Source organism: Streptomyces sp. NRRL F-5650, assembly GCF_000721365.1.
Classification (GTDB): domain Bacteria; phylum Actinomycetota; class Actinomycetes; order Streptomycetales; family Streptomycetaceae; genus Streptomyces; species Streptomyces ardesiacus.
In genome coordinates, this window is sequence record NZ_JOGV01000041.1 from 19399 (window position 1) to 39171 (window position 19773).

General features: G+C 74.1%; 15 protein-coding genes and 1 riboswitch. Of the genes, 5 read left to right on the forward strand and 10 right to left on the reverse strand.

Translation table 11 applies throughout. The annotated features are described in order from the left end of the window. Window positions 1-17: 17 nt before the first annotated feature. The 9 genes from cobI to IG88_RS0129205 form a co-directional block, all read right to left on the reverse strand. A complete protein-coding gene (gene cobI, locus IG88_RS0129165) occupies window positions 18-767 on the reverse strand; it encodes a precorrin-2 C(20)-methyltransferase (RefSeq protein WP_031047598.1) in 750 nt (249 codons plus the stop codon). Further along, window positions 764-2167 carry a cobyrinate a,c-diamide synthase gene (locus IG88_RS0129170; RefSeq protein ID WP_031047600.1) on the reverse strand — a complete coding sequence of 468 codons (1404 nt, stop codon included), beginning with the start codon at window positions 2165-2167 and terminating at the stop codon, window positions 764-766. Before IG88_RS0129170 ends, cobI begins: the two co-directional genes overlap by 4 nt. Further along, window positions 2164-2763 carry a cob(I)yrinic acid a,c-diamide adenosyltransferase gene (gene cobO / locus IG88_RS0129175; protein WP_031047604.1) on the reverse strand — a complete coding sequence of 200 codons (600 nt, stop codon included), beginning with the start codon at window positions 2761-2763 and terminating at the stop codon, window positions 2164-2166. Before cobO ends, IG88_RS0129170 begins: the two co-directional genes overlap by 4 nt. Next, entirely contained in the window at window positions 2763-4781 is a 2019-nt protein-coding gene (locus IG88_RS0129180) for a putative cobaltochelatase (RefSeq protein WP_031047607.1), read from the reverse strand. Before IG88_RS0129180 ends, cobO begins: the two co-directional genes overlap by 1 nt. Next, on the reverse strand, window positions 4778-8431 hold the full coding sequence (gene cobN / locus IG88_RS0129185) for a cobaltochelatase subunit CobN (protein WP_031047610.1): 3654 nt from the start codon (window positions 8429-8431) through the stop codon (window positions 4778-4780). Before cobN ends, IG88_RS0129180 begins: the two co-directional genes overlap by 4 nt. Continuing rightward, the gene (locus tag IG88_RS0129190; RefSeq protein WP_031047611.1) at window positions 8428-9936 is read right to left on the reverse strand and encodes a cobyric acid synthase; all 1509 of its coding nucleotides are present in this window, start codon (window positions 9934-9936) and stop codon (window positions 8428-8430) included. Before IG88_RS0129190 ends, cobN begins: the two co-directional genes overlap by 4 nt. Next, entirely contained in the window at window positions 9933-10898 is a 966-nt protein-coding gene (locus tag IG88_RS0129195; RefSeq protein WP_031047612.1) for a cobalamin biosynthesis protein, read from the reverse strand. The genes IG88_RS0129190 and IG88_RS0129195 overlap by 4 nt, the downstream gene beginning before the upstream one ends. Before the next feature lie 126 nt (window positions 10899-11024). Next, window positions 11025-11103, reverse strand: a riboswitch (cobalamin riboswitch). 195 nt (window positions 11104-11298) lie between these two features. Beyond that, window positions 11299-11520, reverse strand: a complete 222-nt coding sequence (locus tag IG88_RS0129200) for a hypothetical protein (RefSeq protein ID WP_031047613.1) — start codon at window positions 11518-11520, stop codon at window positions 11299-11301. A gap of 34 nt (window positions 11521-11554) precedes the next feature. Next, complete coding sequence (locus IG88_RS0129205) at window positions 11555-12841, reverse strand: inorganic phosphate transporter (RefSeq protein ID WP_031047615.1); 1287 nt, start codon at window positions 12839-12841, stop codon at window positions 11555-11557. A gap of 329 nt (window positions 12842-13170) precedes the next feature. Here IG88_RS0129205 and IG88_RS0129210 point away from each other — a divergent pair, with 329 nt between their 5' ends. The 3 genes from IG88_RS0129210 to IG88_RS0129220 all read left to right on the forward strand — a co-directional run bounded on the left by IG88_RS0129210 (window position 13171) and on the right by IG88_RS0129220 (window position 16754). After that, a complete protein-coding gene (locus IG88_RS0129210) occupies window positions 13171-13818 on the forward strand; it encodes a class II aldolase/adducin family protein (RefSeq protein WP_031047617.1) in 648 nt (215 codons plus the stop codon). 120 nt (window positions 13819-13938) lie between these two features. Beyond that, window positions 13939-15066, forward strand: coding sequence for an alpha/beta hydrolase (locus IG88_RS0129215; protein ID WP_031047620.1), 1128 nt, complete (start codon window positions 13939-13941; stop codon window positions 15064-15066). Between the two features lie 275 nt (window positions 15067-15341). Beyond that, window positions 15342-16754, forward strand: coding sequence for a hypothetical protein (locus IG88_RS0129220; RefSeq protein WP_199807516.1), 1413 nt, complete (start codon window positions 15342-15344; stop codon window positions 16752-16754). Window positions 16755-16789: 35 nt separating this feature from the next. Here the strand turns inward: IG88_RS0129220 and IG88_RS0129225 are convergent, their stop codons facing one another. Next, a complete protein-coding gene (locus IG88_RS0129225; RefSeq protein WP_037836958.1) occupies window positions 16790-17203 on the reverse strand; it encodes a VOC family protein in 414 nt (137 codons plus the stop codon). Window positions 17204-17469: 266 nt separating this feature from the next. Here IG88_RS0129225 and IG88_RS0129230 point away from each other — a divergent pair, with 266 nt between their 5' ends. Beyond that, on the forward strand, window positions 17470-19068 hold the full coding sequence (locus tag IG88_RS0129230) for an ABC-F family ATP-binding cassette domain-containing protein (protein WP_031047630.1): 1599 nt from the start codon (window positions 17470-17472) through the stop codon (window positions 19066-19068). A 402-nt stretch (window positions 19069-19470) separates the two neighbouring features. Next, window positions 19471-19692, forward strand: a complete 222-nt coding sequence (locus IG88_RS0129235; protein ID WP_030404458.1) for a helix-turn-helix domain-containing protein — start codon at window positions 19471-19473, stop codon at window positions 19690-19692. Window positions 19693-19773 lie beyond the last annotated feature (81 nt).

Consider the following 19773-nt stretch of genomic DNA (forward strand, 5'->3'; position numbering starts at 1 on the left):
TCGGGAACGGGAGGCGGTCACAGCTTCCCGCCCCGCCCGCCCTCGCGCCGGGCGGGCGCGATGAGCGTCGACAGATACGGCAACGGTGCCCCGTCCAGCTCACCGGCGGGCCGTACGGACTCCTCCGGCAGCCCGAGCGCCGACCCCCACACGGCGTCGTCGAGGCGCCCGCTCTCCCGCAGCGCCTCCGCAACCTCGGCCGCCTGCCGGCCGAACTTGTAGGCGACGACCGTGCCGGGCCCGTGCAGCGCCTCCTTGAGCACGGCGGCCCCCGCCGTGACCGGCACCAGCGTCAACGGCTCGGTGCCCTCGGTCAGCACCGCACCCGACCGCGCCGCGAGATCCTGCATGGCGGTGATCCCGGGCACGGTCTCCACGACCGTCCCCGGCACGAGCGCTCCGACGGTCTGCGCGAGATAGGTGAAGGTCGAGTAGACGTTGGGATCGCCGATGGTCGCGAAGGCGACGGTGGCATGCTCCCGCAGCAGCCCGGCCACCCGCTCCCCGGCCGCGTCCCAGGCAGCCTCGCGCCGCGCCCGGTCGGCGCGCTCGTTCAGCGCGAACACCACCCGCACGACGTTCTCGGCGCCCACGTAGTGCAGCACGGTCGCCTCGGCGCGCCCGCGCTCGCCGCCGTCCGTCCCGTCGGGAGCGGCCATCACGGGGACGACGACGACATCGGCGTCCCGCAAGGCGTTGACCCCCTTCACGGTCACCAGCTCGGGGTCCCCGGGCCCGACCCCCACCCCGATCAGCCTGCTGCTCATGACGTCCGGCACCTCTCCACGAACCGACGGGCGACACCGGGCTCGGCCGCCCAGTGCGTGTGCAGATAGCTCGCGTGCACACCGCGCTCCACGAATCCCTCGACGCGCCGCTCGGGCGCCCGCATCCCCCACGCCGGCGCGGCCCCGGCGCCCGGCTCCACCACCGTCCGGTGGAACTCGTGCCCCCGCATCCGCGTCCCCGCCCCGGCCAGCACGCTGTCCGACACCGCCACCGCGGCCCGGTAGCCCAGCGTCAGCCGCTCCGACATCCGCGCGGAGGCGTCCAGCACCCCGCACATCGGCAGCCCGTCCAGCTCCCGGCACAGATACAGCAGCCCCGCACACTCGGCGGCGACGGGAGCGCCGCTCAGCGCCAGCTCGGCGACGGACTTCCGCAGCCCCTCGTTGGCGGACAGCTCGGAGGCGTACACCTCGGGGAAGCCGCCCCCGACGACGAGCCCGGCGGTCCCCTCGGGCAGCTCCTCGTCCCGCAACGGATCGAACGTCACGACCTCGGCCCCGGCGGCGGCGAGCAGCTCGGTGTGCTCGGCGTAGGAGAACGTGAAGGCGGGTCCGCCGGCGACGGCGACGCGGGGCGTCGACCTCTCGACCGACCGAGCCGGGTGGTGGGTGGTCGGGCGGTGGGTGGGCACAGGCCCGGGGGTCCAGGGGGCGGAGCCCCCCGGCAACGGCCCGGCAGCCCGCGCCAACCCGACCAACGCCTCCAGGTCACACCCCGCGGCAACCTGCGCACCCATCGCCGCCACGGCGTCCACCGCATCCGAGCCCCGCTCGGCGACAGGCACCAGCCCCAGATGCCGCGACGGCACGTCGACCCGCGCGGCCCGCCGCAAAACCCCGAGCACCGGCACCCCGACGGAGTCCACCGCCTCCCGAAGCAACGCCTCGTGCCGGTCCGACGCGACCTTGTTCAGGATCACGCCCCCGATCCGCACCTCCGGGTCGAAGGACACGAACCCGTGCACCAGCGCCGCCACCGACCGCGACTGCGACGACGCGTCCACGACCAGCACCACCGGCGCCCGCAGCAGCTTGGCGACCTGCGCGGTGGACGCCAGCTCGCCCTCCCCGGCGGCACCGTCGTACAGCCCCATCACCCCCTCGACCACGGCGATGTCGCACCCGCGCGCCCCGTGCAGGAACAGCGGCCCGACCAGCTCGGGCCCGCACAGGTACGCGTCGAGGTTGCGCCCCACCCGCCCGGTCGCGAGCGCGTGGTACCCGGGGTCGATGTAGTCGGGCCCGACCTTGTGCGGCGACACGGCGAGCCCGCGCCCGGTGAGCGCGGCCATCAGCCCGGTGGCGACGGTGGTCTTGCCGCTCCCGGACGAGGGCGCGGCAACGACCAGCCGGGGAACACCGGAGTCCGGGGAGGTCACCACTCGATGCCCCTCTGCCCCTTCTGCCCCGCGTCCATCGGATGCTTGACCTTGGACATGTCGGTGACGAGATCGGCGAAGTCCACGAGGGCGGCGGGCGCGTTCCGCCCGGTGATCACGACGTGCTGGGTCCCCGGCCGCTCCCGCAGCACGGACACCACCTCGTCGGTGTCGACCCAGCCCCAGTGCATCGGATAGGCGAACTCGTCCAGCACGTACAGCTTGTACGTCTCGGCGGCCAGGTCCCGCTTGACCTGCTCCCAGCCCTCCCGGGCCTTCTCCTCGTTGTCGAGCTGCGCGTCGCGCTGGACCCAGGACCAGCCCTCGCCCATCTTGTGCCAGTCGACGGACCCGCCCTCGCCGCTGGCGCCCAGCACCCGCAGCGCGTTCTCCTCGCCGACCTTCCACTTGGCCGACTTGACGAACTGGAACACCCCGATCGGCCACCCCTGGTTCCAGGCGCGCAGCGCCAGCCCGAAGGCGGCGGTGGACTTGCCCTTCCCGACGCCGGTGTGCACGACGACCAGCGGACGATTGCGCCGCTGACGGGTCGTCAGCCCGTCGTCCGGTACGACACTCGGCTTGCCCTGCGGCATTACGCAGCCCTCCTGCTGCCCTGAACGTCCTTCACGAGAGAGGCGATCGAGTCCGCCCGCAGCTCGTCCAGCGTCACCGCGGTACCGCCCAGCTCACCCGCGAGCTGCCCGGCGAGCCCGAGCCGCACGGGCCCCGACTCGCAGTCCACGACGACGGAGGCGGTGCCCTCGGCGGCGAACAGCCGCGCCGCACGCGAGGCCAGCGCGACAGGCTCCGGACCGCCCGTCGCCCGCCCGTCCGTCACCACCACGACCAGCGCCCGCCGTGCCGGATCCCGCAGCCGCTCCACCCGCAGCACCTCGTGCGCCCTGAGCAGCCCGGCGGCCAGCGGTGTACGCCCGCCCGTCGGCAGCGACTCCAGCCGCACCGCCGCCGCGTCCACCGACGAGGTCGGCGGCAGGGCGACGTCGGCGGCCGACCCCCGGAAGGTCACCAGCCCCACCTTGTCCCGCCGCTGGTACGCGTCCAGCAGCAGCGACAGCACGGCACCCTTGACGGCACCCATCCGCTGCCGCGCGGCCATCGAACCGGAGGCGTCCACGACGAACAGCACGAGGTTGCCCTCACGCCCCTCACGGCTCGCCTGCCGCAGATCGTCCCGCCGCACCACCAGCCCCGGCCCGCTGCGGCCCCGCGCCCGCTGGTGCGGTGCCGCGGCCTGCACGGTGGCGGCCAGGTGCAGCTTGGTCAGCGCCCCCCGGGGACGCCGGGCCCCGATGGTCCGCCCGTGCTCGGTCCGCGCCCGCGAACGGCGCCCCGCGGCACCCTCCCCGAGCCCCGGCACGCTGAGCACCTTGGTCCGGAACGGCTCGGCGGCCCGCGCGGGGGACCGCTCACCGGCACCACCGGAGGGCTGCGGCTCGCCACCCTCCCCGGCCTCGGGGCGCGCGGTGGCGTCCCCGTCCCCCTGGGGCGCGTCGTCGGGCTCGGGCCGGCCGCCGGGACCGCCGCCGGGACCCGGACCGGGATCGTCGTCCCCGCCTCCGTCCCCGTCCCGCCCGTCCGACCCGCCGAACTCCTCCAGCGTCTCGTCCAGCTTGTCCTCGTCGAGCCCCGGCGCGTCGAACGGATTGCGCCGCCGCCGGTGCGGCAGCGCCAGCAGCGCCGCCTGCCGTACGTCTTCCGCGAGCACCTCCGTCCGCCCGGCCCAGGCCGCGAGCGCGGTCGCCGTCCGCGCCATCACGATGTCGGCCCGCATGCCGTCCACCTCGAAGGCCGCACAGGTCGCCGCGATCTGCCGCAGCGCCCCGTCGCCCAGCCGCACCGACGGCAGCAGCTCCCGCGCCGCCACGATCCGCGCCCGTACGGCGGCCTCCTCGTCGGCCCAGCGCGCGGCGAAACCGGCCGGGTCGTCGTCGTACGCCAGCCGGCGCCGCACGACCTCCACGCGCTGGTCGGGCTCGCGCGAGGCGGCGACCTCGACGGTGAGGCCGAAGCGGTCGAGCAACTGCGGGCGCAGCTCGCCCTCTTCGGGGTTCATGGTCCCGACGAGCAGGAACCGCGCCGCGTGCCGCACCGACACGCCCTCGCGCTCGACGTAGGAGGCGCCCATCGCGGCGGCGTCCAGCAGCAGGTCCACGAGGTGGTCGTGGAGCAGGTTGACCTCGTCGACGTACAGGATCCCGCGGTGCGCGTCGGCCAGCAGCCCCGGCTCGAAGGCCTTCACGCCCTCCGCCAGCGCCCGCTCGATGTCCAGCGCGCCCACCAGCCGGTCCTCGGAGGCCCCGACGGGCAGCTCCACCATGCGGGCCGGACGCGAGGCGAAGGCATGCGGCTCGTGCGGGCCGTCCGGGCAGCCCGGGTCGGGGGAGCCGGGGTCGCAGGAGAAACGGCACCCGGAGACGACGTCCACCTCCGGCATCAGCGCCGACAGCGCGCGCACGGCCGTGGACTTCGCGGTGCCCTTCTCGCCGCGCACCAGCACACCGCCGACGGCGGGTGACACCGCGTTCAGCAGCAACGCCAGCCGCAGGTCGTCCTGGCCCACGACGGCCGTGAACGGGAACGGGGTACTCACTTGTCGTCGCCCTCCAAGTCGCCTTCGAGCTCCAGATAGGTGGCGCGCAGCCGCTCCAGCGTCTCCGCGTCCGGTTCGGCCCACAGGCCGCGGTCGGCCGCCTCCAGCAGCCGTTCCGTGATGCCGCGCAGCGCCCACGGGTTGGACTTCTTCATGAACTCCCGGTTCTCCGCGTCGAAGACGTACTCCGCGCTGAGCTTCTCGTACATCCAGTCGTCCACCACCCCGGCCGTGGCGTCGTAGCCGAAGAGGTAGTCCACGGTGGCCGCCATCTCGAAGGCGCCCTTGTAGCCGTGGCGCCGCATCGCCGCCATCCACCTGGGATTGACCACCCGGGCTCGGAAGACTCTGTGCGTCTCCTCGCCCAACGTCCGCGTCTTCACCTGGTCCGGAGTCGCGGAGTCCCCGACGTACGCCTCCGGACTCTCTCCCGTCAGGTGCCGCACCATCGCCACCATGCCGCCGTGATACTGGAAGTAGTCGTCCGCATCGGCGATGTCATGTTCACGCGTATCGACATTCTTCGCCGCCACCGCGATCCGCCGGAACGCCGTCTCCATGTCGCCGCGCGCCGCCCGCCCGTCAAGACCGCGCCCGTAGGCGTAGCCGCCCCACACCGCGTACACCTCCGCGAGGTCCGCGTCGCTGCGCCAGTTCCGGGCGTCGATCAGCGGCAGCAGACCCGCGCCGTACGCGCCCGGCTTGGAGCCGAAGATGCGGGAGGTCGCCCGGCGGCGGTCGCCGTGCTCGGCGGTGTCCTCGTCGGCGTGCGCGCGGACGAAGTTCCGCGAGGCGGGCTCGTCCAGCTCCGCCACCGCCCGTACCGCGTCGTCGATCAACCCCACCACGTGCGGGAACGCGTCCCGGAAGAAGCCCGAGATGCGCACCGTGACGTCCACGCGCGGCCGGCCCAGCTCCGCGAGCGGGACCACCTCGAAGCCCGTCACCCGGCGCGACGCGTCGTCCCAGACGGGACGGCAGCCCAGCAGCGCCAGGATCTCCGCGATGTCGTCGCCCTGGGTGCGCATCGCCGACGTGCCCCAGACCGTCAGGCCGACCGACTTCGGGTACTCACCGGTGTCGGTCAGGTAGCGCTGCACGAGCGAGTCGGCCAGCGACTGACCGACCTCCCAGCTCAGCCGGGACGGGATCGCCTTCGGGTCGACGGAGTAGAAGTTCCGGCCGGTCGGCAGGACGTTGACCAGGCCGCGGGTCGGGGAGCCGGACGGACCGGCCGGGACGTAACCGCCGTCCAGGGCCCGCAGGATGTGCCCGATCTCGTCCGTGGTCCGGGCGAGCCGCGGCACGACCTCCGTGCAGGCGAACTCCACCACCGCGACCGCGTCGGGGAGTTCGGCGCCGAGCACGTCGCGGACCAGACCCGGCGCCGCCGCCGCGTCCCACGCCCGCAGTTCCATGCCCTCCGCGATGCGCCGGCACAACTGCTCCAGCAGGTCGATCGCGTCCGCCGCCGACCGGGCCGGGCCGTCCACCAGGTCCGTCAGCTCCGCCGGCACCTTCACCGGGGCGCCCGGCTCGGCCAGCAGCTCCTTCTCCACCAGCCCGAAGTGCTCGGCCAGGGACGCCCGCAGCCCCGGCAGGGCGTTCGCCCGCCCGCCCCACACCTGGGAGGCGCGCAGCACGGCCAGCACCAGGTTGACGCGCGGCTCGCCGACCGGACCGCCGCCCAGGACGTGCAGGCCGTCGCGGATCTGCACGTCCTTGATCTCGCACAGGTAGCCGTCGATGTGCATGACGAACTCGTCGAAGTCGTCGTCGTCCGGCTGGTCGTCCACGTGCAGGTCGTGGTGGAGTTCGGCCGCCTTGACCAGCGTCCAGATCTGCGCGCGGACCGTCGGCGCCTTCGCCGGGTCGAGGTCGGAGACGAGCGCGTACTCGTCGAGGAGCTGCTCCAGCTTGGCCAGGTCGCCGTAGGTGTCGGCGCGGGCCATCGGCGGAACCAGGTGGTCCACCACCGTGGCGTGTCCGCGCCGCTTGGCCTGGGTGCCCTCGCCGGGGTCGTTGACGATGAACGGGTAGACCAGCGGCAGGTCGCCGAGCACGGCGTCCGGTGCGCAGCCCGCGCTCAGGCCGAGGCCCTTGCCCGGCAGCCACTCCATCGTGCCGTGCTTGCCCATGTGCACGATCGCGTCGGCGCCGAAGCTGTTGTCCAGCCAGCGGTAGGCGGCCAGGTAGTGGTGCGACGGCGGCATGTCGGGGTCGTGGTAGATCGCGATCGGGTTCTCCCCGAAGCCGCGCGGCGGCTGGATCATCACCACGACGTTCCCGAACTGCAGGGACGCCAGCACGATGTCGTCCCCGTCGACGTACAGCGACCCCGGCGGCTCGCCCCACGCCCGCGTCATCGCCTCCCGCAGCTCCGGGTCCAGCTTCTCGAACCAGGCCCGGTAGTCGGCCAGCGGCACCCGCGCGGGCGCGGCGGCGAGCTGGTCCTCGGTCAGCCACTCGACGTCGTGACCGCCGGCCTCGATCAGGCGGTGGATCAACTCGTCGCCCCCGGACGGGTATCCGGTGACCCCGTACCCCGCGTCCCTGAGCGCGTCCAGCACCCGCACCGCCGACGCGGGGGTGTCCAGGCCGACCGCGTTGCCGACGCGGGAGTGCTTGGTCGGGTACGCCGTGAAGACCAGCGCGAGCCTCTTGTCGGCGTTCGGCTTGTGCCCCAGCGCCGCGTGCCGTACGGCGATCCCGGCGACCCGTCCGGCCCGCTCGGGGTCGGCGACGTACACCGGCACGTCGTCCGGACCCTGTTCCTTGAAGGAGAACGGCACCGTCACCAGACGCCCGTCGAACTCCGGGATGGCCACCTGCATCGCCGCGTCCATGGGGGACAGTGCGGCGTCGGAGTCCTGCCAGGCGGCCCGCGAGGAGGTGAGGCAGAGCCCCTGCAGCACCGGCACGTTCAGGTCGGCCAGGGCCCCGATGTCCCAGGCCTCCTCGTCGCCGCCCGCCGAAGCCTGCGAGGCGTGCGCGCCGCCCGCCGCGAGGACGGTGGCGACGAGGGCGTCGGCGCGGCCCAGCAGCTCGTACAGGCCGGGGTCCGCGCCGCGCAGGGAGCCGCAGTACACGGGCAGGGCGTTGGCGCCGCGCGCCTCGATCGCGTCGCACAGCGTGTCGACGAACGCGGTGTTGCCGCTGAGCTGGTGGGCGCGGTAGAAGAGCACGCCGACGGTGGGGCGGCCCGCCACGACGTCCCGGGACCCGTGGACGCCGTACTCCGGCATCTTCCGCGGTTCGTCGAAGCCCTCGCCGGTCAGCAGCACCGTGTCCGACAGGAACCGGGCGAGCTGGGTGAGGTTGTCCGGGCCGCCCTCGACCAGGTAGCGCAGCGCCTCGGCCACCACTCCGGCCGGGACCGACGACTCGGCCATCAGCTCCGCGTCCGGCACGCTCTCGCCGCCCAGCAGGACGGTCGGGAGGCCGGCGGCCTTCAGCGCGGCGAGTCCGTCCTCCCAGGCGCGCTTGCCGCCGAGCAGGCGCACGACGGCGAGGTCCGCGCCCTCGACCAGGCCCGGCAGCTCCTCGCGGACGTCGACGCGGGTCGGGTTGCCGATCCGGTAGGCGGCGTCCGACGCGCGGGCCGCCAGCAGGTCCGTGTCGGCGGTCGACAACAACAGCACAGTGCTCATGCGGGCGCTCCCGGTGGAATGAAGGGCAGTCCTTGCGGCGCGCCGGACTCGATGAGCCGCCACAGCGCGTCGGTGTCCGCGTGGTGTTCGATCAGGTCGCCGAGGCGGTCGAGCTGCTCCTCGCGCAGCGCGGCGAACGAGGTGTCGGGGGCCGGCACGAAGCGGCGGCCCGCGGCGGCGGCCACCTCGCGCAGGAACGCCCGCCGGAAGCCGTCCGACTCCAGCGAGCCGTGCCAGTGCGTGCCCCAGGTCTGTCCGGCCCGGCAGCCGTCCAGGAAGGGGTCGCCGCCCACGACCTCGGCGACCCCGTGGTGGATCTCGTACCCCTCGACGCGCTCGCCGAGGGCCTCTCCGACGGGCCGCGCGAGGGTCTTCTCGCGGGCGAACCGCACCCGCACGGGCAGCAGTCCGAGCCCGTCCACGTGCCCGGCGCGGGACTCGACCTCGTCCTCGATGTGCTCGCCGAGGAGCTGGAACCCGCCGCAGATCCCGAGCACCGGGCGCCGCTCGGCGGCCCTGCGGGCGATCGCGTCCGCGAGGCCCCGCTCCCGCAGCCACCGAAGCGCCCGCACCGTCCCGCGCGTGCCCGGCACCACCACCAGGTCGGCGTCGGCGAGTTCCTCCGGCCGGTCCACGAACCGGACCACGACGCCCGGCTCGGCGGCCAGCGCGTCCACGTCCGTGAAGTTGGACATCAGCGGCACCGCGCACACGGCGATCCGCAGCACGTCCTCGCCCACCGGCGGGGCGACGGCCGACTCCCGCACGCTCCCGCGCAGCGAGACACGCAGCCCGTCCTCCTCGTCGATGCCGAGCCCGTGCCGGAACGGCAGCACGCCGTAGGCCCGCCGCCCGGTGAGGCCGTGCAGCATCTCCAGCCCCGGCTCCAGCAGCGAGACGTCGCCGCGGAACTTGTTGACGAGGAACCCGGCGACCAGTGCCTGGTCCTCCGGCGCCAGCAGCGCCACCGTGCCGAAGAAGGAGGCGAAGACGCCCCCGCGGTCGATGTCGCCGACGACCAGGACGGGCAGCCCGGCGCCCCGGGCGATGCCCATGTTGACGATGTCGGTGCGGCGCAGGTTGATCTCGGCGGGGCTGCCCGCCCCCTCGCAGATCACCACGTCGTAGGAGGCGCGGAGTTCGGCGAGCGAGTCCAGCACGGTGCCGAGCAGCCGCTGCTGGCGCCCGCCGTGGTAGCCGCGGGCGCTCATCTCGCCGACCGGCCTGCCCAGCAGCACGACCTGGCTGCTGCGCTCCCCGCCGGGCTTGAGCAGCACGGGGTTCATGTGGGCGGTCGGCTCCACCCGGCAGGCCTGGGCCTGCATGGCCTGCGCCCGCCCGATCTCGGCGCCCTCGCGGGTCACGAACGAGTTGAGGGACATGTTCTGTGCCTTGAACGGCGCCACCTTCACGCCCCGGCGCACCAGCCAGCGGCAGATGCCGGCGGTGACGACGCTCTTGCCGGCGTCGGAGGTGGTGCCGGCCACGAGCAGGCCACCGTTCATGACGTACGTCCCTTCGTGACGATGCCGTGCGCGAGCAGCCGCGCGCCCGCGCACACGCCCAGCGCCAGCCAGCCCACGCGCCGGGACAGCCGTACGGCACGGTCGATGTCGCCGGAACCGGCCCGCACGGGGCGGCCCGCGGCGCCGTTGAGCACGGGCCGGTGCTCGACCCGCCCGCCGTAGGAGAGCGTCCCGCCGAGCCGCACGCCCAGGGCGCCCGCGAAGGAGGCCTCGACGGGCCCGGCGTTGGGGCTCGGGTGCCGGTGGGCGTCCGCGCGCCAGGCCCTCGCGGCGCCGCGCGGACGCCCACCGGCCACGGTGGTCAGGACGGCGGTCAGGCGGGCGCCCGGCCAGCCCGCGAGGTCGTCCAGGCGGGCCGAGGCCCAGCCGTAGCGGCGGTACCTGGGCGACTTGTGGCCGACCATGGCGTCCAGCGTGTTGACCGCCCGGAAGCCGAGCAGCCCGGGCACTCCCGCCACGGCGCCCCACACCAGGGCGCCCACGACCGCGTCCGAGGTGTTCTCGGCGACGGACTCCACGACGGCCCTGGCGATCCCGTCGGCGTCCAGCGCCTGCGGGTCCCGCCCGCACAGGTGCGGCAGCCGCGCCCGCGCCGCCTCGACGTCCCCGGCCTCCAGGGCCCGGCCGATCGCGGTGGCCTCGCGGGCGAGCGAGGTGCCGCCGACCACGGCCCAGGTGGCCGCGCCGGTCAGCGCGACGCGGGCGGCGGGGGAGCGGCGTACGACGTGCGAGGCGGCCGCACCGAGGGCGGCGGCGCCACCGGCGCACACGGCGGTGTGCACGGCGCCCCGGCCCCGGTGGTCCCGCCACAGCACCCGTTCCACGGCGCCCGCGGCACGGCCGAACGCGGCGACCGGGTGTCCGCGGCGCGGGTCGCCGAGGAGGAGGTCGCCGAGGAGGCCGGCGGCGGCGCCGTACGCGAAGACGCGTCCGGCACGCACGGGCTCAGCCGGTCACACGGTCGGGGAAGCACCTGGCACGGGGTGTCGAACGGTGGCGGCAGCCGGGCATCGCGTCATGTCCTCACTCAGGGTGTCCACGCCCTGGTTCGAAGAGTCCGGCGGTGAGAGTTCCTGGCTCCCGGGGGGGGTCCTGATCCCCGGTCACAGTGGCGGGACCGCGCCGGATTCGCACCGGGCTTCCTCTCCTGCCGCCGTAGATGGCCCCGGAAGTCCACCACGGCCCGCGAACACCCGTCAACCTGGCGTTGACCTGCGGCGGGGGAGTGTGCGGAGGCCCACACCCGTGAGGTGTGCGCCGGAACGCGCAGAGGCGGGGCGCGGAACGGTGCGAGTCCGTTCCGCGCCCCGCCCCGGGCGTGCGCGGCAGTGCCGGGGGCGCTCAGGCGACGATCAGGTAGATCCCGTACGCCACCGCAGCCGTGCAGGCCGCGAAGCACGCGTACGCGCCGGTGACCGCGAGGGCCGCGGAGCCGCCCTGCGCCGCGGCCCGCTCCTGGCGGGAGAGGCCGACGATGCCGAGGGTGAACAGGCCCACCAGGGCCACCGTGACCACGAGGCTGACGCCGAAGACGGAGCCGAGGGCTGCCCAGTCGATGCTCATGGAGGTTCGCTTCCTTCGTACCCGGGACGGGGGCTCAGACGGTGGTGGCCGAGGGGGCCTTGGGGTCGGCGGCGGGCGGGGCCGGGACGGTGGCCGTGAGGTCCTCCGTCACGCCCGCAGGGGGCGGTGCGACGGCGGCCATGGCCGTGGTGACCACACCGGCGGGCTCGGCCGCACCGACGGGCCCGGCCGTCGCGGCAAGCGTGGCCGACGCGGGCTCGTCCGTGTCGACGACGTTGGTGTGGTCGACGACCTCGCGGCGGGAGATCCGCCAGATCGCGTAGCTGGAGGCGACCAGGAACACCGCGACGAGGGCCGTGCCCCAGTCGCCCGCGCGGCAGACCCACTCGGCGAGCGCGGCGACCAGGGCCGCGGCCGGCAGCGTCAGGCCCCAGGCGACGAACATCCGGGTGGCCGTGGACCAGCGGACCACGCCGCCCTTGCGGCCGAGGCCCGCGCCCATCACCGCACCGGAGACCGAGTGCGTGGTGGAGAGGGAGAAGCCGAGGTGGGAGGAGGCCAGGATGACCGTCGCGGCGCTGGTCTGGGCGGCGAAGCCCTGCTGCGGCTGGAGGTCGGTCAGGCCCTTGCCCATGGTGCGGATGATGCGCCAGCCGCCCAGGTAGGTGCCGAGCGCGATGGCGAGGCCCGCGCTCAGGATGACCCACACGGGCGGGTCGGAGTCGGGGGCGAGCGCGCCGCCGGCGATCAGGGCGAGGGTGATGATGCCCATGGTCTTCTGGGCGTCGTTGGTGCCGTGGGCCAGCGAGACCAGGCCGGCGGAGGCGATCTGGCCGGCGCGGTAGCCCTTCGCGGCCGCCCTGCCGTCGGCCTTGCGGCCCAGCGAGTACGTCATGCGGGTCGCGAGCATCGCCGCGACGCCGGCCACGATCGGGGCGGCGACGGCGGGCAGGAGCACCTTGGTGACGAGTACGTCGCCGTTGACCGCGCCGATGCCGGCCGAGGCGACGGCGGCACCGATCAGGCCGCCCATCAGGGCGTGCGAGGAACTGGACGGGAGGCCGACCAGCCAGGTCAGCAGGTTCCAGAGGATCGCGCCGACCAGGGCGGCGAAGATGACCTCGGGACGGATGCCGGTCTCGTCGACGAGACCTTTGGAGATCGTGTTGGCGACCTCCACCGAGAGGAAGGCGCCGACAAGGTTGAGGACGGCGGACATCGCCACCGCCACCTTGGGCTTGAGCGCACCGGTCGAAATGGTCGTTGCCATCGCGTTCGCGGTGTCGTGGAAACCGTTCGTGAAATCAAACGCGAGTGCGGTTACCACCACAATCGCGAGGATCAGCGAGAAGCTTTCCATTTACCCAGGCAATCGTTCGAGGTCGTTGGCGCGACGAACGTAGGTAACCAGGGTGAACGGAAGATGAACTGGGCAGGGCGCCACGGTGACCGGAAGCGGTGCCGAAGCCTCCCTCTGCGTGCCCGTTCCGGTGCTCTCCGGAGACGGCCCTGGCAGGATCGCCGGAAGGCCGTTCGGCGGCGGAGGCGAGGGGCGCGCGGGCGGCCCGGGAGGAGGCGGCGACTGTGACGAATTCGCGGGCCACGGAGGCGGACGCGGCCAAGGGGACGGACTCGGCACCGGGCCGGAAGCCGGCCCGGGGGCCGGCGGGGGAGGGAGCCCGGGGGCCGGTGGGTGAGGGGACCAGGGAGTCGGCCTGGGCGGAGCTGGTCGCGACGGCCCGGCGGACGGTCGCCGACGGCCTGGTGGTCGGCACCTCCGGCAACGTCTCGGTACGCGTCGGCGACACGGTCCTGGTCACCCCTTCGGGCGTGCCCTACGACCGGCTGACCCCGGCCGACGCGACCGGCGTCGACCTGGACGGACGCCAGGTGCTCGGCACCCTCGTCCCCACCAGCGAACTGCCCATGCACCTGGCCGTCTACCGCGCCGACCCCGGCGCCCGCGCCGTCGTCCACACCCACGCCGTGCACGCGACGGCGGTCTCCCTGCTGGTGCCCGAACTGCCGCCGGTGCACTACATGACCGCCGCCCTCGGCGGCCCCGTCCGGGTCGCCCCGTACGCGGCCTACGGCACCGGCGAACTCGCCCGCGGCATGCTCGACGCCCTCGCGGGCCGCACCGGCTGCCTGCTCCGCAACCACGGCACGCTCACCTACGGCACCTCCCTCGACCAGGCCTACGACCGCACCGCCCAGCTCGAGTGGATGTGCCGCCTGTGGCTGACGGCCGCCTCGGTGCCGGGCCACTCGCCGTCCCTGCTGACACCGGCCCAACTGGCGGAGGCCGCCGAGCGGCTGAGCGGGTACGGCCAGTAGGGCCGGCGCGAGGTGCGTGCCGGGCGCCTCAGGGGGTACCGGCTACGGGACACGAGCACCTCGTCACCCACCGTCACGCGTCCACTGGCCGCCCGAGTACTCCCCCAGGAGACTGGCCCCATGCGCACTGTCACCGCGACGGCAGCCGCCGTCACCGCAGCCCTGGCGACCGGGGCGGCGAGCGTCGTCGCAGGCCGGCTGGCCAGCGACGCCGCGCTCAAGGCGACCCCCGGCCGTCCCCTGCCCACCGAGCCCCGGCTGACCGTGCACGGCACCGCCGCCGGGCAGATCACCCTCACCCGGGACCTGGCCGCGCTGCGCCCGGGCCGGTACGGGCTGGCCGGCGACGGCTCCCACGCGGTCGTCGGCCCGGTCCTCGGCACCGCCGAACACGGCGCCGACACCGTCGTACGCCGCCTCGAACGCGTCACGCACGGCACCCTCCGCACCGGCGACCGGGTGTGGATGACCCCGAACCTGTACGTCGGCAACCCGGGCACCGCCCTCGGCCTGGACCACACCGACGTCGAGGTACCGGGGGAACTCGGGCCGCTCCCGGCCTGGTTCGTGCCCGGGGCCCGGCCGACCTGGATCATCGCCGTGCACGGCCTGGCCGCCACCCGCGAACACGCCCTGAACCTGATCGCTCCCCTGCACCGCAGGAACGTCGCGGTGCTCGCCCTCGCCCACCGCGGCGACGTCGGCGCCCCGCCCTCTCCCGACGGAGTGCACCACTTCGGCGAGACCGAGTGGCGCGACGTGGACGCCGCCGTCCGCTACGCCGTCGACCACGGCGCCCGCAAGGTCGTCCTGCTCGGCTGGTCCACGGGCGCCACCATGGCCCTGCGTACCGCCGCGCTCTCCGGCGTGCGCGAGCGCATCGCGGGGCTCGTCCTGGACTCCCCGGTGCTCAGCTGGGAGACCACCCTGCGTGCCCTGGCCGCCGCCCGCCGCACGCCCGCCGCGCTCCTCCCGCTCGCCGTCCGGGCCGCGCAGGGCCGCGCCGGTCTGCACGCCGACCGGGACGCCGGCATGGCGGGTCTGTACCGCCCGTCGGTGCCCACCCTGATCTTCCACGGCCCCGACGACGCGGTGGCCCCCTGGCGCTTCTCCCGCCGCCTCGCCGACACCCACTCGCGCCTGGTCGCCCTGCACACGGTCCGCGACGCCCCGCACGGCGCCATGTGGAACGCCGACCCCGAGGGCTACGAGGAGGCCCTGCGCCGCTTCATGACCCCGTTGGTGTGACCCCCTGGTGCGACCTCGCGAGTGCGACCTCGCCAGTGCGACCCCGGCTGTGCGACCGCGGCGGCGTGACCCCCGCGCCCGGGGCCGGCGGGCCGCGTCGGGCGACCCCGGTCGCGTCGCCGTCCCGGCCCGCGTCGCCGCGGCCGCCTCCGGTGCCGTACCACTGGCCTGATCCGGTGCCCGGACAGGTCCGTCGAGCCCCGCGCCGACCGCTCCAGGAGGCCGCCGGGGACGTCCGTTTGGGTTTTCGGACCGTCAACCGGAAGACTGCACCCGTGACGTCCCGTATCCCGCGCGACTCCAGGCTTCGACTTGTCCGCCCGCGACCCCTGGCCGCCGCCCCCCGAGCGATCGATCAGCGGCGTCCGCGCCGCCCCGCGCCGCGCCCCCCGGAAGGCACACCAGCCCGGTCGGAACTGGCCGGAATGGCACGTTCCGGTCTCGCCGACGCGGCCCGTGTCGCCCGCTGGGCCGACTCCGCCCTCGGCCCCGGCCGCGGCAGCGCGACCGCCGACGGCAAGGCCACCCTGTCCGACGCCACCGCCGCCCACGCGGCCCGCGAACTGGGCCTCACCGTGGCCAAGGTCCGGGCCGACTGGGACACCGCCCGCCTCGCCGGACTGATCGAGGTGCACGGCGACACCGCCCGCCCGGGCTGGCGCCTGCGCGCCTGGAACCGCGACGACAGCGCCGTGCTGCGCGGCTGGGTCGCCCTCTTCGACGCCTGGTCGCTCGCCCAGCCCGAACCCGCCGGGGAACCGGCGGCCGTCGCCGAGGTCGTCTCGGCGATGCCCCAGGTGCTCTCCTTCCTCCAACTCTCCGCCGGACCCGTCCCCGTGGCGCAGCTCCTGGACCTGCTGGAGCAGCGCGTCACCGAACTGCGCACCGAGCGCTGCGAGGTGCCCTACGGCCCCGGCCCGGAGGCCGGCACCGCGGGAGCGGTCCCGCCCGCCGAGGACCCCGACACCCCGCTGGCCCCGCTGCTGGACTGGGCCCTGCACGCCCTCGCCTCCGTCGGCGCCCTCACCTGCGGCGACGGACACGCCACGCTCACCCCGCTCGGGAGCTGGGCGGTCTGGGTCAAGCTGGAGCAGATCTGCGTCGCCGCGCAGAGCCCCGCCGGCAACATCGAGCAGTCGGCCGAGGGCATGCTCCGCGGCTGCGCCCGGCTCCGCCCCAACGCCGCCCGCGACGAGTACCGGGCCTGGCTCGCCGCCCGCCCCGTCGGCAGCGCCGTCGCCGAACTGCTCGGCGCCGCCCGCGGCGAGGACGCCCTGCTGCGCGGCCTCGCCTTCGACGCGCTGCGGGTCGTCGGCGCCCCCGCCGAGCCGGACGTGCGCGGCGTCCTCGACGAACCGACGCTGCGCCCGTACGCCCTGCTGTGGCTGGCCGAGCACGACGGTGCCGACCCCGAGGACGCCCACGAGGTCCTCACCCGCACGGAGGCCACCTGGCTGTGGGTGGACACCGCGGCGGCCGTCGCCGACCACGGGGAGGCCCCGCTGCTCGTGCGGCACCTGGAGTCGGCGGTGCAGCCCACCGTCCCGGCCCTGCTCGACGAGGTCCGCGCGGTCGGCCACCCCCGCACCGTGCAGGTCCTGGTCGCGCTCGCGGCCGCGCATCCCGACCCCGCGCTGGCCAAGGCCGTGCGCCGGGCGGCCTTCCAGGTCCACACCGGGGCCGGCTGAGCCCGGAGCCCCCTCCGTGGGTGCAGCGCCGGAGGCTACCCGAGTGCCTCCGGCGCGTACGTCCCGAAGCTCCAGACGTTGCCCTCCAGGTCGCGGGCCATGTAGTCCCGGGAGCCGTAGTCCTGGTCGGTCGGGGGCATGAGGATCTCCGCGCCCTGCTCCACGGCCCGCCGGTGGTGGGCGTCGACGTCCGCCACCACGACGTACACCCCCGAGACGCCGCCGTTCTTCATCGCCTCGTCGAAGCGGCCGCCCTTGCCCTTCGAGCCGAGCATGACCACGCCGTTGCCCTGGCCCAGCTCGGCGTGGGCCACCGAGCCGTCCTGGCCTTCGTAGACCGCGATCTCGGTGAAGCCGAAGGCCGTGGTGAGCTGCCGGATCGCCGCCCTGGGGTCCGCGTACCGGAGCGTCGGGCAGATGCTCGGACGCCCGCTGTCATTGCCTGCCATGCCGATCACTTCCTTGTGAGCCGGTGGTTCGTCGTCGGGACCTGGCCAGGTCCGCGGCCGGAGCCGCTTTCGACTCGTTCGCCCAGTCTTGCACCGGCCACTGACAACGCACGGGCACCGCTCGGACGGCCCCCGGCGACGCTCGCGGGAAAACAGGTTGCACCGCCCCGTTAGACTGGCCCCCATGGCCATTCTCCTCGTGCATTAGACGGCGGGAACCTCCACAGCCGCCCACCCCGCCAATCCACCCGCCCAGGAGTCTGACCGTGATCTCCGCTTCCGGCATCGAGCTGCGCGCCGGTGCCCGCGTCCTCATCGAAAGCGCCACCTTCCGCGTCGCCAAGGGCGACCGCATCGGCCTGGTCGGCCGCAACGGCGCGGGCAAGACCACGCTCACCAAGGTGCTGGCCGGCGAGGGCCAGCCCGCCGCCGGTGCCGTCACCCGCTCCGGCGAGGTCGGCTACCTCCCGCAGGACCCGCGCACCGGCGACCTCGACGTGCTGGCCCGCGACCGCATCCTGTCCGCCCGCGGCCTGGACGTCCTGATCCGCAAGATGCGCGAGAACGAACAGCGCATCGCCAACGGCCAGGGCGCCACCCGCGACAAGGCGCTGCGGCAGTACGAGCGCCAGGAGACCGAGTTCCTCACCAAGGGCGGGTACGCCGCCGAGGCCGAGGCCGCCACCATCGCCGCGGCGCTCAACCTGCCCGACCGGGTGCTCGGCCAGCCCCTGCACACGCTCTCCGGCGGTCAGCGCCGCCGCATCGAGCTGGCCCGGATCCTGTTCTCGGACGCCGACACGCTGCTGCTCGACGAGCCGACCAACCACCTCGACGCCGACTCGATCGTCTGGCTGCGCGACTACCTCAAGACCTACCGCGGCGGCTTCATCGTCATCTCCCACGACGTGGAACTGGTCGAGACGGTCGTCAACAAGGTGTTCTACCTGGACGCCAACCGTTCGCAGATCGACGTCTACAACATGGGCTGGAAGCTGTACCAGCAGCAGCGCGAGGCCGACGAGAAGCGCCGCAAGCGCGAGCGCGCCAACGCCGAGAAGAAGGCCGCCGCGCTGCACTCGCAGGCCGACAAGATGCGCGCCAAGGCCACCAAGACCGTCGCCGCGCAGAACATGGCCCGCCGCGCCGACAAGCTGCTCAGCGGCCTGGAGGCGGTCCGCCAGTCCGACAAGGTCGCCAAGCTCCGCTTCCCGGAGCCCGCGCCCTGCGGCAAGACCCCGCTGACCGCCGAGGGCCTGTCGAAGTCGTACGGCTCGCTGGAGATCTTCACCGATGTCGACCTGGCCATCGACAAGGGCTCCCGGGTCGTCATCCTCGGCCTCAACGGCGCGGGCAAGACCACCCTGCTGCGTCTGCTCGGCGGCGTCGAGAAGCCCGACACCGGCCAGGTGATCGAGGGTCACGGGCTCAAGCTCGGCTACTACGCGCAGGAGCACGAGACCCTCGACCCCGAGCGCACCGTCCTGGAGAACATGCGCTCGGCCAACCCCGACCTGGACCTGGTCGAGGTCCGCAAGACGCTGGGCTCGTTCCTGTTCTCCGGCGACGACGTCGACAAGCCCGCGGGCGTCCTCTCCGGCGGCGAGAAGACCCGTCTCGCCCTGGCCACCCTCGTGGTGTCCTCGGCGAACGTGCTGCTCCTGGACGAACCCACCAACAACCTCGACCCGGCCAGCCGCGAGGAGATCCTCGGGGCGCTGCGCACCTACAAGGGCGCGGTCGTCCTGGTCACCCACGACGAGGGCGCCGTCGAGGCGCTCCAGCCGGAGCGGATCATCCTGCTCCCGGACGGCGTGGAGGACCTGTGGGGTGCCGACTACGCGGATCTCGTCGCGCTCGCCTGAGCGTGGCGCTCGCCCGGTGGTCGTCTTCGCTTGATCGTCGCCTTCGCCCGGGCGTCGTCTTCGCTTGATCGAATGGATGATCCACCGGTATGGATCATTCGGCCGATCCGTGATCCACCATCTGTGTGAGATCTCCTCATCAAGAGGTGTGTCCTACATCGATTTCGCGGCCGGGGCCCCTTTGCCGGGGCCCCGGCCGCGACGCCTTTCTGACCTGGACCTACGCGGAGAAACCCGTTCGGCCGAACGCGCCCGATTCTCTGGAATCACCGATTCCGTATGTGGGGGCCCGCTCCTGTCGTCACATCCTTGTCTCATCGACCTTGCCGAATGGGTGGCCATGAGCGCCATGAGGGGTGATCATGAGGAGTACCAGAGCGCACTTCCCATGAGGAGGCACGGGTGGCCGAGACTCTGAAGAAGGGCAGCCGGGTGACCGGCGCCGCGCGCGACAAGCTCGCGGCAGACCTGAAGAAGAAGTACGACGCCGGTGCGAGCATCCGGGCGTTGGCCGAAGAAACCGGCCGCTCGTATGGCTTCGTGCACCGCATGCTCAGTGAGTCGGGCGTCACGCTCCGAGGGCGTGGCGGGGCTACCCGGGGCAAAAAGGCCTCATCGGCCTGACGTTCCGGGCGGCCCCCGACTTCGAAGGCGATTCGAAAGCGATGGTGGCCACCCGGTCGGTCGTCCGGCCTTCCGGGTGGT

Coding starts and splice junctions, on each gene's coding strand:
- cobO (WP_031047604.1), bottom strand. CDS start 2,763: ATGCCGCAGGGCAAGCCGAGTGTCGTACCGGACGACGGGCTGACGACC.
- cobI (WP_031047598.1), bottom strand. CDS start 767: ATGAGCAGCAGGCTGATCGGGGTGGGGGTCGGGCCCGGGGACCCCGAG.
- IG88_RS0129200 (WP_031047613.1), bottom strand. CDS start 11,520: ATGAGCATCGACTGGGCAGCCCTCGGCTCCGTCTTCGGCGTCAGCCTC.
- IG88_RS0129205 (WP_031047615.1), bottom strand. CDS start 12,841: ATGGAAAGCTTCTCGCTGATCCTCGCGATTGTGGTGGTAACCGCACTC.
- IG88_RS0129190 (WP_031047611.1), bottom strand. CDS start 9,936: ATGAACGGTGGCCTGCTCGTGGCCGGCACCACCTCCGACGCCGGCAAG.
- cobN (WP_031047610.1), bottom strand. CDS start 8,431: ATGAGCACTGTGCTGTTGTTGTCGACCGCCGACACGGACCTGCTGGCG.
- IG88_RS0129215 (WP_031047620.1), top strand. CDS start 13,939: ATGCGCACTGTCACCGCGACGGCAGCCGCCGTCACCGCAGCCCTGGCG.
- IG88_RS0129225 (WP_037836958.1), bottom strand. CDS start 17,203: ATGGCAGGCAATGACAGCGGGCGTCCGAGCATCTGCCCGACGCTCCGG.